General features: G+C 36.3%; 12 protein-coding genes. 2 read left to right on the forward strand and 10 right to left on the reverse strand.

The window, feature by feature from the left end; translation table 11 throughout:
• Nucleotides 1–209: 209 nt before the first annotated feature.
• Nucleotides 210–830, forward strand: a complete 621-nt coding sequence (locus tag HHA43_RS12770; RefSeq protein ID WP_168542734.1) for a hypothetical protein — start codon at nt 210–212, stop codon at nt 828–830.
• A gap of 153 nt (nt 831–983) precedes the next feature.
• Here the strand turns inward: HHA43_RS12770 and HHA43_RS12775 are convergent, their stop codons facing one another.
• From HHA43_RS12775 to HHA43_RS12820, 10 genes are all read right to left on the reverse strand, one after another.
• Nucleotides 984–1,724 (reverse strand): M48 family metallopeptidase, encoded by a 741-nt coding sequence (locus tag HHA43_RS12775; RefSeq protein WP_168542736.1) that lies wholly within the window; start codon nt 1,722–1,724, stop codon nt 984–986.
• Between the two features lies 1 nt (nt 1,725).
• The gene (locus HHA43_RS12780) at nt 1,726–5,007 is read right to left on the reverse strand and encodes a type I restriction endonuclease subunit R (protein WP_168542738.1); all 3,282 of its coding nucleotides are present in this window, start codon (nt 5,005–5,007) and stop codon (nt 1,726–1,728) included.
• Between the two features lie 15 nt (nt 5,008–5,022).
• Nucleotides 5,023–5,631: an SLATT domain-containing protein gene (locus tag HHA43_RS12785; RefSeq protein ID WP_168542740.1), complete on the reverse strand. Its 609-nt coding sequence runs from the start codon at nt 5,629–5,631 to the stop codon at nt 5,023–5,025.
• Nucleotides 5,632–5,633: 2 nt separating this feature from the next.
• Nucleotides 5,634–6,941, reverse strand: a complete 1,308-nt coding sequence (locus HHA43_RS12790; protein WP_168542742.1) for a nucleotidyltransferase — start codon at nt 6,939–6,941, stop codon at nt 5,634–5,636.
• Between the two features lie 117 nt (nt 6,942–7,058).
• Nucleotides 7,059–7,997: an endonuclease NucS domain-containing protein gene (locus tag HHA43_RS12795; RefSeq protein ID WP_168542744.1), complete on the reverse strand. Its 939-nt coding sequence runs from the start codon at nt 7,995–7,997 to the stop codon at nt 7,059–7,061.
• Nucleotides 7,997–9,175, reverse strand: coding sequence for a restriction endonuclease subunit S (locus HHA43_RS12800; protein ID WP_168542746.1), 1,179 nt, complete (start codon nt 9,173–9,175; stop codon nt 7,997–7,999). Before HHA43_RS12800 ends, HHA43_RS12795 begins: the two co-directional genes overlap by 1 nt.
• A complete protein-coding gene (locus HHA43_RS12805) occupies nt 9,165–10,688 on the reverse strand; it encodes a type I restriction-modification system subunit M (protein ID WP_168542748.1) in 1,524 nt (507 codons plus the stop codon). The genes HHA43_RS12800 and HHA43_RS12805 overlap by 11 nt, the downstream gene beginning before the upstream one ends.
• Complete coding sequence (locus HHA43_RS12810) at nt 10,688–11,308, reverse strand: restriction endonuclease subunit S (protein ID WP_168542750.1); 621 nt, start codon at nt 11,306–11,308, stop codon at nt 10,688–10,690. The genes HHA43_RS12805 and HHA43_RS12810 overlap by 1 nt, the downstream gene beginning before the upstream one ends.
• Before the next feature lie 45 nt (nt 11,309–11,353).
• The gene (locus HHA43_RS12815) at nt 11,354–11,644 is read right to left on the reverse strand and encodes a hypothetical protein (protein WP_168370635.1); all 291 of its coding nucleotides are present in this window, start codon (nt 11,642–11,644) and stop codon (nt 11,354–11,356) included.
• 265 nt (nt 11,645–11,909) lie between these two features.
• The gene (locus HHA43_RS12820) at nt 11,910–12,116 is read right to left on the reverse strand and encodes a helix-turn-helix domain-containing protein (protein WP_168542752.1); all 207 of its coding nucleotides are present in this window, start codon (nt 12,114–12,116) and stop codon (nt 11,910–11,912) included.
• A gap of 96 nt (nt 12,117–12,212) precedes the next feature.
• On the opposite strand from HHA43_RS12820, the gene HHA43_RS12825 reads away from it, so the two are divergent.
• A complete protein-coding gene (locus tag HHA43_RS12825; RefSeq protein ID WP_168542754.1) occupies nt 12,213–12,692 on the forward strand; it encodes a hypothetical protein in 480 nt (159 codons plus the stop codon).
• Nucleotides 12,693–12,817: the final 125 nt, after the last annotated feature.

The raw sequence follows: 12,817 nt of genomic DNA on the forward strand, positions 1-12,817 counted from the left end.
ATTTTGTGTGTAGGCTTCTTCATTTGAAAATTATATCGCTGAAAAAGCCTTTACAGATAGGTTTGTGCAACAAAGCCTAATAAATCTATTGATATAAAAAATAAAATTTGTAAAATATTTACTTAATTATCAAAAAAAGATAACTCAATATGCTATTCACATTATCATTAATTGTCTTTATTTTATTATATATCTTTCGTGTTATATATGTGAAAAAAAATCTCAGTAGTCTCAATGAAAATTGTAAAAAAATAGCTGAACAATATTTGGATGAATTAAACAATTTTAGATCGAATAAATTTAAAAAATCTATTACTAATATTTTCACTCCATCAGCAATTAAAATTATAACTTCAGAAAAATCAGTTGATAATTTAAGTGAAACTGTCGTAGAAGAAATTCCTCTCGTAAGAATAGCAAAAGGAATTTTTCAACATTATAAAAAAGATGAACAAATTGAATATCTGAAGGATAAATTTATACTTTTCAATCAACCAGATATTGAAATTAATCGTTATAAAAATCATTCATTCTCATACTTTTTTATATTATTAGCTTTTTTAGCAATATTAAACTCCCCTTATGAAGAAAACCTTATTAATATTGCATTTTTTCTTATGATACCTGCTATTATTAGCGGTATATATAAGACATTTTTACTAATCCATCTTAAAAATAAAGAAGATGGGGATAAATATTCAATTATCATTGAAGACTACAAAGCTAAATATATATTTAGAGAAATAGATCAAAATAGAATTGAAGTATTTGTTAATAATAAAATTGAAAAAGTAGTATTTACCTACACAAGCAAATACTCTTTCACTTAGATTTCTTAGTAGGAATAAAAACGGTTTTGTTGCATAAATATATAAGCCATTGATTTTATTAAATTAAAATCCTGACTGAAAAACAATCAAATCCTATAAAATCATATAGTTAGGAAATCTTTGTGCAACAAAGCCAGAAAGCATCATAAAAGTCTATTCAAAAAACTTCACAGCCATGTTATCTAATCTCTCTTTCACCACCTCCCAATCAGGCATCACTTGAGTCAAAAGTTGGTAGAAACGCTCACTATGGTTATGCTCAACTAAATGGCATAACTCATGCAGAATCACATAATCAATACAGTTTGTAGGCGCTTTAACTAGATGAGGATTGAGCGTAAGTAGACCTGATGGGGAGCAATTTCCCCACTGTGTACGCATGGTCATCAAACGAATGCTAGGCTTATCTTCAACCCATAAAGCTTGCTCTAGAATACGTTGGAAGCGTACGTCAAATATGACTTTTGCTCGCGATCTATACCATTCATTTAAGTGAGATTTAATACTTTCAATATCCGTATCTAAGGTGTTTACCTCCAATCTTCCCCTCAGAAGTTTTACACCTTTTGGCTTAGTATCATCATGAATCACTTTTAATTGATACTGTTTACCCAAATAAAAGTGGCTTTCACCACTTTTATATTGGTGAGGCGTGATAAATCTGCTTTGCTCACGGAACTCTCGTAATTGTTTATAGATCCAACGACTACGCTGCTTTACAGCTTCAATGATTGTTTTATCATCTGCATTTAACGGTGCCGATACAACTACCCGACAATCAGCATAGACTTTAATCAGTATCTTTTCAGTACGGCTAGGACTTTCAAGCACCTCAAAATCAACAACTTCATCACCATAAACAATGCTTAACTTTCTCTCTGGCAACTTATTCATCCTAGAGCCCATTTAAACCGACCCGAGTAATTTGTACTATCATTTCCACAATTTTTTTGGCTTGATCCATACCACTCCCAATGGATTTACATTCACGGAACATCTGAGGTAATAGTTTTTTACGGATATCCGCTTCAATATTTTGTGGATTAATTGAGTTTTCAGCCACAGAGCTCATCACAGAACAATCAACCTCGAAAGCAAGTTCAATCCACTTATCTTGATTCTCTTGATCTGTTATCGAGAATGCTTCAGGTAATAGTTTCTTAAAGACACCGAAATAAGCTTGAGCATGCTTATTGCCACTGAACACATCAGGAATTTCATCTAAACGACGAGCTTCAACTTGTTCTTCGAACTCTCTAAACAGCATGTGTTGCTTCAATGGGTGATCAAACTCTTTCTCAGCCTCTTCAATAACTTGACGTAACAGCTTAGAGAAAGCCTCCTGAGCATAGGGATCATCACGCAATTGCTGCTCAATCATCTTCGTTACACGAGTTTTGATGATATCCGTTTCATTACGTGTTTTCTCTTCACTCCAATCTTCAGGCTGAGCTATTTTACCCATCTTGCCGACTTCATAAACTCCATCAGGGTCTTTTACCTCAATACCCACAACATGTTTATCAAGAAGTTTTTTGACTTGCTCAGCATACTGATCATAGTCAATCGTCTCTCCAGCATCTCGTTTCACAATCTGACGCAAGCTTGTAAATAGTTTGACTGTTTCTTTGTAGTGCTGACGATCTGCATCAGAAAAGCTTTTATCTTCAAAGAAGGTTGCTGACTGCAACGCAACTTTTAAACAACTGGCAAATTCTGTAAGTGCTTCATAAAAATCATCACGAACTTTCAAGTGAATATCGACTAACTCACCCTCACGTTCTTCAATGCGTGGGACTAAAACTTGGCGCAACTGCTCTGTATCATTTTTATTTTTGACATCAGCAAAAATTGCCCAAAGTGCTTTATACAAACGAGGTAAACGTTTGTATTCAGAGCTCATTTGCGTATATAAGCCTGTAAGATCATTGATATCATAGCCACCTTGGGTACGGGCAGCGAGATCTTGATAATCAAGAATCGTAGCGTCCAATTCTTTTAAAATACCTCGATAGTCGATCAATAAACCAAACTTTTTCATTGGATGAAGTCGGTTTACACGCGCAATTGCTTGAATCAGATTGTGCTGTTTTAAATTTTTATCAATATAAAGAACAGCATTTTTAGGTTCATCAAAACCTGTTAAGAGTTTATCCACCACTATCAGTAATTTCAGCGAATCATCTTTTTCAAAACGCTCAATTACTTGTTTGGTATAAGTTTGCTCATCCTGAGTGCCGACATTGTCTTTCCACCATTGGGTCACTTCAGGGGTAGTCGATTCATCAACATCAGTATTTCCTTCACGACTATCAGGTGGGCTCATCACCACAGCAGACTCAAACAAGCCTGCTTCATCCAAGTACTTTTTATACTTAATCGCTGAAGCCTTGCTATCGCAAGCAAGCTGTCCTTTTAAACCATCATCAATATTTTTCACAAAGTGATTGGCAATATCTAACGCAATCAGGCGAATACGATCATCCGCAGTATAAATTTCACCTTTTCTCGCAAATTTACGTTTTAAATCTGCTTTTTGCTGATCATTTAAACCTTCTGTTATCCGTTCAAACCACGTATCAATCGCTCGTTCATTGACATCTAAATCAGGAATTCGTTCTTCATAGAGCAAAGGCGTTACGGTTTTATCTTCTACCGCTCTTTGCATCGTATACGCATGAACAATAGGACCAAACTTGTTAACGGTCTTTTCATCTTTAAGTAATGGCGTACCTGTAAATGCCACGAATGCCGCATTTGGCAGTGCGAGTTTCATACGCACATGGTTTTCACCACCTTGGCTTCGATGCCCTTCATCAATCAAGACAATGAAGTCAGAACTTGTGTTAACACATTCAGGAAGTTTGGTTGCAGAGTTAAATTTCTGAATCAAAGAGAACATGATTCGCTCTGTACCCTTACCAATTTGTTCAGCCAAGCGTTTGCCTGAAGTCGCCATGGCATTTTGCTTGTCTTTTTTTCCTGCCAGTTCACCACCTGATACAAAGGTTTTACTCAGTTGATCTTCTAAATCGACACGGTCAGTGACAACCAAGATACGGCATTGTTTTAAAGCCTCATGCAAGATCAAAGCTTTACTAAGAAAGACCATGGTAAAAGATTTACCTGAGCCCGTTGTATGCCAAATGACACCACCTTCGCGTCCACCTTTGCTGTTCTTCGTACTAATACGCTCAATGAGGCGTTTGATACCAAAGATTTGCTGATAACGGGCAACAATTTTTCCTGCTTTCTTATCGAAAAGCGTATATAGGCGAACCATTTCGAGTAGTCGTTCAGGCTTTAATAGACTAATCAGCAGTTGATCTTGACCTGTAACAGCTAAGTCTCCACCTGCAATTAGGTTTTCATACCAATTTAAGTCATCGACTGGACGATAAGAAAATAGGCTCTGTTTTTGTGAAGCAGTTAATTTATTATTTTTAAGCGCATACATCTCTGCATCAGAAATATCTTCTTCTCGCCACGCTGCCCAAAACTTAGCAGGGGTATTACATGTGCCGTAACGCCCTTCATGTCCATTTATAGAAAGTAGTAGTTGGCTATATGCAAACAGATGTGGAATTTCATCAGGTCGCTGATTACGAAGCGTCTGAGAAATGCCTTCATTAATCGTTGGACCTTTCTTAGCCTGACTATCAGGGCGTTTTGCTTCAATTACCCCTAAAGGAATACCATTTACAAAGCAAATGATATCGGGTCTTCGTGTATCTACACCACCTGAGCGTGTGACAGCAAATTCTTCAGTATATGAAAAGTCGTTGTTATGAATGTTATGCCAATCAATCAATGGAATCGTAGGGCTAACCTTTTTTCCATTCACAAATTCGGTGACAGGAATGCCATAGAATAAGTGGTTATACATTTTTTCGTTGGCAGTCAGTAGCCCTTCATTCAAAGCAGGACTACAGATTTCGGCAATTAAGTTATCAACTGATTTTGGCGATAATGAATATTCTTGACCCGCAAATGGAAAAGTACGTTTAGAGAGCTCTTTACGTAAAATTTGACGTAATACCACTTGGTCTTGTTTACCATCACGGGCAACAAGTGCCTGTGATGGCGGTAAAAACGACCACCCCAGATTCATTAACAATGTTAATGCGGGAATCTTAGCACTGTATTCTTCTTGAAACTTAATTGAGAGACCGTTCATATCAAACCAAAACTTTTAAAATAAAACTGCGAAACATGCACTAAGATTTGCTTTATAAATAAAGCAGATAGCCATAACAATTAATACCACCAAGAACATATAAAAACTTAACGGCACTTTATCCCTAAAAAAACTAAAATTTTTCTGCTCATCAACCCATTCAATTTGATGTTGCCAAAAGAATTTATAGTGTGCACACCAATCACTGAACAACATTTGTTTACCTAAACCAACTGAACAATACCGATTCTCTAGTTGGCGATACTCTTCAATTAAAAATGTTAAATCATCACTATTACTTTTACCTTGGACTGAATAATATAATGTTCTCAACTGATTATAAATTTTTGTCAACTCATCTCCTGCTGTCTTATATTCATTTTTTTTAGCATCATACATTATGACATACAGTCCAATTACGCCAACCAATGTAAATGTTGCCGATAGGAACTTAGTTGAAAGTGCATCAAAGACCAAAGAGTAAATACCAAAAGCGATTGAAACAAAGCTTATCCAGCCAGGTAATTTCTCCACTAAATCATAAGTCGCTAGATTCTTCTTTGCCCCAAAACCTACGTTATAACCAGTTTCCGCAATACATTTAAGTAAATCATCTTTAATCATCTTCACTCCTCAATCGGCACATAAATGCGGTCACGAGCTACAACTACAGCATTTTGAATGATGTAGCATTCCACTATATGCTCACCATTAAAATCAGCGGTTTCAGTTTTTTGATTCTGCCCTAGATCCGCAACAATTTGCCCTCTAATACAATCTCGACTTTTTGCAGCCTCTCCACGATTTAGAACTTTCCATAAAACAGAATATTTTTGCTCTGGTAAACTAGAGGGCGTCCCATTTTTATCGATATAGAATCTAAGACTTCTTCCGCTATTTAATTTTTTACGATTTCTTTTAAAATGACTTAAGAAATCTATGAATGCACCATGTTTAGTAATTTCACATTCTATTTTTAACGGATAACGTATATCTATTGGGTATTTATTCTCAATAAACTCTTCAGTATCTCTATAGCGTAACTCACCTAATGTCATTGATTTAACGATAGTAGTTGCTGCTTTAGGGAAAGAGTTTCCATATACTTTTCGCCAATAATCATTAGCCGAACTCTTTCCTGCATTTTCAATAGCTTTAAGCGAATTCTCATATGCTTTTTTAGCTTTTCTTTGAAATTTACTTTTAACTTTGACATCCTGATTACTACCTAAAGCTTGATAGTGATCTTGATCGGGTTGTTCGGATAAATACTTAAAAAAGTCTCTACTTAAACAATCATATGAACTATAACTCTTGTCATCATAATTCGTAGTCGATTTCATAAAATTGTAGGCGAGTGTGTCTATTAATAGGCCTCCTATGCCCACTCCATGCTTATTTTTCCAAGCTCTAGCCATCTTACATAAACGACGCAAGTTTTTATTTTTTGCCTCATTCATGCTTTTCATTTCATCAATTTCAGCTTGAGGCTTAGTAATTTTCCAACTACCACCATTCTTAGTATCTGGATACTTATATGAGCCATCCTCTTGCTTAAATACAGGCTGTACTTCTACATGGAAGTTCGTATATTGGACACATACGACTAATCGGTCTACAAACACCGTGGTTCGAGGATAACGTGCAAGAATTGCATCTTTTGTATCCTTTAATAACTTTGATTGACCACCATTTTTATAATCATCCCATTTTGAAGATGGCATGATGTACAACATGTCTAAATCTGAAATACCTTTAATCGCAGTCCATCTACCGTACGAACCAACTTGTAATTGATTTGATATTTTTGATTCGGTATCACGAAATTTTTTGTTCAATGCACATGTTATCTCTTGATAACGCAACGTGATTTGTTCTTCATTCGCAACTTTAATATTACTTAAAAAGTCTTGAAACATTTGGGAAATTGACATTACAGCCCTCAAATTTTAATTGTTGATAAAGTATTAAAAACATCCTTGTTTATAACGATCTATTTGATATTTAGTGACGCCAAACATGATCAATCAGCGCCAAATTTCACTTTTGCATTAGCTTTTATTGAGCTTAAAACTCAACTGATAACGATAAAACTCAATATTCTGAGCCACACTCAAAGCACGACGAATTCTTAGGTCATCTTCTAAGGCAATGATCACGCCTTTCACTTGCTGATCTGCCTCAGCCAACTCATCTTTGACATAGCCCATATAGCGTTGAATTTGCCCCACAACACGATCACTTGCACGACCACGTTTTAACTCAACAACAAGCAATGTCTTTTTATCCTTACTGATTGCCAAAATGTCGATAGGACCTGTATCCGATGGATACTGCTGACCGACCAATTGACCTTCTTCAGTATAGATATCGTATGTTGCCCCCAACTCAGTTTTAGACCAATTCTCTACCAAGAAATGTTCTAAATGCTTTTCTAAAGCAAAAGCCGTTGGGTCTTCGAGCACTTCGTCAGGTTCGAGATGCTCAACTGTTTCTTTACCATCAATAAGCGTTTTAAGCTCTTCTGCATACTTCGTGATATTACAAACTGCACCTGCTGATCCTGATGAGTTTTTAAGCTCCTGAGACATCAGTTCTCTAGGCAAAGTCTGTTCAAACCATTCGACTTTTCTGCGATGGCTTAACTCACCTGAAGGCACGTAGTAATAGTCTGATATGACTTTACCCACCAAATAATGACCATCCCCACGAGGTGTAAGGATGATGTCTCCCTGTTTAATCCCTTTAGAAAGCGTATGTAACATGCCACATGCTAAACCTGCCGAAATCTTAGTTTTGTCAGGTAGAGCATTGAGATACACAGGAATAAAACGATGATTAAACTCACGCCAATCATCAGGTAAGTCATGTGTTAAGTCTTGGTCAATGTTCCAGTTGGCGGCAATAAAGCCGCCTTCTAGAAACTCTTGAGCAAATACAGACTTGGCACCCGCCATAATGCGGTAATAGCTAGGCGTAATTTGCATCATTAAGCAGCTACCTTGACACGTTTTTTACCTGTCAAAAGTTGTTGCATCAGGGCTTTTTTCTCTTGCTTTAAGCAATCAAGTTTTTTCTGCAAAGTATCAATTTCTTGATCAGCAAGCGAAAGAACACTAGCAATCTTCTTTTGCTCAACCAATGGCGGTATCAAAATTTTTAAACCTTCAATATCTTTAGGGTAAATATGAGGCTGTGCTCCACCACTTTGTAGTGAATAAATAATGGTCTGCATCGAGACTAATAAGTGGTAGATAAAATTAATATCCGAACCGATTTTATTAGAGACTACCGAACAATCAGATGCCCATATTTTATAAGGGTAAAATGCTACATAACCAGCATATGCACCACTTGCACTTACTGTAATAACATTTTCATGAGTATATTCACTATGGGTATATGGGCTCGTTTTACCGCCAGCGATGACTGGGTAACTTCCAATTTCTAAATCCTTACTACTAAGTGCTTTACCTTTTGAAATTTTGGCAATATCTACTAAATGACTATCTTTCCACTCCCCACTAAACTTCACCCCATTCTCATCAAGCAAACGCTTCTTACCCGTCAGCAATTGTTGCATCAATGCTTTTTTCTGCTGTTGGCTATTTTCAAGCATTTTTTCAGTAGCCGAAATCGCTTGATCCCAAGTTGAAAGAACTTTGGCAATTTTATTCTGCTCTGCCAAAGGTGGTGTGTAGATTTTTAAACGTCTAACATCATCTTTTGTAATAGTCTTGGTTGTCGAACCGCTAGCAAAAGATTTAACGTAATGCTCATTTTTTCTTAAATAGGCGTAGATAAAATATGGATTAGCCTTTTTAGGATTAATTCGAATTAAAAATAGATTCATTCCCAATGATACAGGCTTGCTAATTTCAGGCATAAAGTAAACTGTGCCAGGATTAGCAATTTTGTTCATGATTAAATCAGAAGCATAAACTTTTGATTTTTTGAGGAACTCATAAGCATGCTCATCTATGTAGATAAGATTATTTGTAAAATCATTTGCTTCAAAATTGGTAGTTCGAATCATGACAGCATGATTCTCTTTATCCAATAATGTCACATTTTCTTTTAACTTTTCATAAGCACCATTAGCATGATAGTCCGTTAGAAGCTCAATGACATCACCTAGTGGTTTATAAAGAATAGTATTACTCTCCATAACCCAACTCCTCTAAATACTTCGCCATCTGAACTTCAAGTTCAGCAAGTTGAGTCTTCAATTGCTCACGCTCAGCACGTACTGCAACCAAATCAATCTCAGCTTCTTCTTCAAAGGTATCCACATAACGAGGAATGTTTAGGTTGTAATCATTGTCTTTGATTTCCTGCAAAGTCGCCAAATACGCATACTTATCTACACTTTCACGAGCACGATAAGTTGCAACAATCTTGGCAATATTATCTTCTGTTAAGTTGTTTTGATTTTTACCTGATTTAAACTCACGGCTTGCATCAATAAACAAAACCGAATCATCAGACTTTTGCTTTTTGAAAATTAAAATTGCCGCAGGAATACCCGTACCGTAAAACAGCTTTTCAGGTAAACCAATCACCGCATCTAATAAATTTTCGTTAATCAACTTCTCACGAATCTTCCCTTCAGATGAGCCACGGAATAACACACCATGTGGAACCACAACGCCCATACGACCCGTAACAGGTTTTAGCGTCTCAATCATGTGCGAGATAAAAGCATAATCACCTTTGGTCTTTGGCGGTAAACCACGACGGAAACGATCAAACTTATCATTTTCAGCTGTATCATGACCCCACTTGTCTAATGAGAATGGCGGGTTTGCTGTCACAATATCAAATAGCATCAAGTCGCCATTCTTATCCAATAATTTTGGATTACGAATGGTATCGCCCCACTCAATTTTGTGGTTATCTTCACCATGCAAGAACATGTTCATCTTAGCCAGAGACCAAGTTGAACCAATCGCTTCTTGCCCGTAGAGTGCATATTCTTTGCTGTTGTGATTACTGACGACTTTACGGCCACACTTCATTAACAGTGAACCAGAACCACAGGCAGGGTCACAAATACTGTCGCCTTTTTGTGGGTCAAGTAATTCCGCAATTAAGTCCGATACTTCAGGTGGCGTATAGAACTCACCCGCCTTTTGACCACCACTCGCAGCAAAGTTTTTAATCAAAAACTCATAACCGTTACCAATCACATCAAGTGAACCAACACGGCTTGGTTTTAGATCCAACTCAGGCACAGCAAACACTTCTAAAAGATCTTTTAGAATGGTATTTTTTTGCTTTTCTTCACCCAATTTATCGGTATTAAACGAGATATCTTGGAAAACACTTTTGCCTACGTCTTTCAGCTTTGTCCCATTGGCTTCTTCAAGCGCATGTAAAGCCATATCAATGCGTTCACCATTGCCGGGCTCAAAGCGACGCTCATGCAAGGTATAGAAATTAGATTCACGAGGGAGTACAAAACGCTCGTTTTTCATCATTTCTTCAATCAGTTCAGGCTCATCACCATACTCATTTTTATAATTGTCGTAATGATCTTGCCATACATCAGAGATGTACTTTAAGAACAGCATCGTCAAAATATAGTCTTTATAGGTATCTGCACTCACCGTGCCACGGAATACATCACATGCCGACCAAAGGGCTTTATTGACGGTATCTTGATTAATTTGAGTAACCATTATTTGTTTCCTTGGAGCAGTTGTTTAAACATGCCCATCATCATTTGTTCACGATTTTTAAGTAATTGTTGGGTCAAGATCTGCTCTTGCTCCCAAATACGGTTTAATTCGATTATGCGTTGCTGAATATCCAAGCTAGGGACCTCAACTTCGAACTGGCTAACTGTTGATACGCTCAGCATTGGCATCTTAGAACCCTGACTTTCTTTGCGTAACTCGTATTGCACATGAGGTTGGTTTAAGTACCAGCATAAGTATTCAGGCACTACATTTTGATTTGGCATTAGAATCAAAAACTGACTACTCACAATTAAGGGTAATGCTTTTGATTGATCTTGATTGCCTACAAAATAATGTGCTTTAAGATACTCTCCACGACAGGGTAGCAACACGGACTCAGGCGATACGATTGCGTTATCTTTACCTTGCCAATCAATTTGCGGTAAAGCATCTGTAAAAAGCGTATAACTACATGTATCCGTTGCTATATTACGAATGTCTTTGATCTGCAATACGTGGGCATTGCCTAACTCGACTTCCTCAACTTTTTCACGGAATGTAAAACCTGTTCGAATCTCTGCAAGGTCGCTCAGTTTTACGGTTTTTTTTACATTTGACATAAATATTTACTCTGAAAGAGATTGAGCCACCCTTGACTCACATAGTTAAGCAGCCTTACCTAAGTTATCTTTTAACCAAGTGGTCATCTGACTATTCCGATCTGAATTTACTTTATGCCAAGCTGCTTCACCTTTTAACCTTGTAACTAATAAACCGTCATCAGCATCTAGAACCGTCTGAAGATCATTGCGAATGTCCACCGCAGATTTGTCAGAAATAACAAGCCAACAGGATTCTAAAGGACGACACCAATTCGAATAAGATTGGATCTTTTTATACAGCTCATCATAGTTACGTTGCTTACGCAGGTCATAATTGATCTGATATACTTTCATTTGTTCTTAACTCCTAATGTTTAGTCGCGTTATTGGTTTTGAATTTGATGACAGGCGGCCACCTGTCATCACAAATTAATACAGTAGGTAGACTATGCAAAACCTGTTACATCAGGATAATGGGGCGTTTTTTACTCAATGTCAATTGTTTTTTTGCAGTAGCACGCCTACTAAGATGAAAAACCCCTAAACAAATACTACCATTTTCAATGCAAAATATTGTTTTTAAACATAATTTTCTATTAAAACTAAGTTAAATATATTTCTATTCAAAAAAATTAATGATTTGAATATCTAAAGCTTTTGATATTTCATAAAGCTTGAGCACAGTAATGTTAACCTCACCTCTCTCTATCCGCCCCATATAACTACGATCTAAACCACACATAAGGGCTAACTTTTCTTGAGAAAGGCCTTTTTCTTTTCTAGCCTTACGTATTTTTTGACCTAGTAAACTTGCTAATTCTGTCATTTGATTTAAATGCTCAAAAAACAGAACTATCATCATTTACGGATTAAACATCCACGGACTATAATCCTCTTTTTAATAAGTAAAAATTGTTCAGTTATGGCAAGAAATACTCATTTACCACTGTATGATGATTTTTTAGACTTATTCATAAATCACGAAGTCAATAATTGGCAAGCTAAAGATTTTTGGGAGAAAATGCTGACATCTAGACCAAACATGCCAAAAACTGCTAAAAGACGTATGTACTCAGGCCTAAAAATCCTTTTGAATTTTAAATATTTGGAAATCAATCCCACTACATCTTCAAAAAAATCCTTTCGTTATAAAGAAACACCTAGACTGAATGATTTAAGAAATCATTATAAAAAACAGAAGCTTCAAGATATTTTTATGTCAAAAAAAAGTGATTTATTGATAGAATTGGAGGAAAAAGAGAATAATATCGAATTCTTAAATACTTTATTAGCTAATGATGCGACGCTAGAAAAATATTTCATTACCCATAAACATGAGATTGAGAAAGATATAAAAAAAATAAATTCCAATATTAAGTTAATGGAGGAAATATTAAGCTAGATAAAAAATTGATCATAAAATCGTCATTTCAATAAAAATAAAATATGAAGTGGTAATCCTCCCATAAATAACCGAAGTTAAAAGTAGAGGTTAAGCAGCCATTAGAGGTGGCTTTCCTTTGTTAG

Source organism: Acinetobacter sp. A2, from assembly GCF_012371325.1.
Classification (GTDB): Bacteria; Pseudomonadota; Gammaproteobacteria; order Pseudomonadales; family Moraxellaceae; genus Acinetobacter.

Coding starts and splice junctions, on each gene's coding strand:
- HHA43_RS12820 (WP_168542752.1), bottom strand. CDS start 12,116: ATGACAGAATTAGCAAGTTTACTAGGTCAAAAAATACGTAAGGCTAGA.
- HHA43_RS12815 (WP_168370635.1), bottom strand. CDS start 11,644: ATGAAAGTATATCAGATCAATTATGACCTGCGTAAGCAACGTAACTAT.
- HHA43_RS12800 (WP_168542746.1), bottom strand. CDS start 9,175: ATGGAGAGTAATACTATTCTTTATAAACCACTAGGTGATGTCATTGAG.
- HHA43_RS12810 (WP_168542750.1), bottom strand. CDS start 11,308: ATGTCAAATGTAAAAAAAACCGTAAAACTGAGCGACCTTGCAGAGATT.
- HHA43_RS12825 (WP_168542754.1), top strand. CDS start 12,213: ATGGCAAGAAATACTCATTTACCACTGTATGATGATTTTTTAGACTTA.
- HHA43_RS12805 (WP_168542748.1), bottom strand. CDS start 10,688: ATGGTTACTCAAATTAATCAAGATACCGTCAATAAAGCCCTTTGGTCG.
- HHA43_RS12785 (WP_168542740.1), bottom strand. CDS start 5,631: ATGATTAAAGATGATTTACTTAAATGTATTGCGGAAACTGGTTATAAC.
- HHA43_RS12790 (WP_168542742.1), bottom strand. CDS start 6,941: ATGTCAATTTCCCAAATGTTTCAAGACTTTTTAAGTAATATTAAAGTT.
- HHA43_RS12780 (WP_168542738.1), bottom strand. CDS start 5,007: ATGAACGGTCTCTCAATTAAGTTTCAAGAAGAATACAGTGCTAAGATT.
- HHA43_RS12795 (WP_168542744.1), bottom strand. CDS start 7,997: ATGATGCAAATTACGCCTAGCTATTACCGCATTATGGCGGGTGCCAAG.
- HHA43_RS12775 (WP_168542736.1), bottom strand. CDS start 1,724: ATGAATAAGTTGCCAGAGAGAAAGTTAAGCATTGTTTATGGTGATGAA.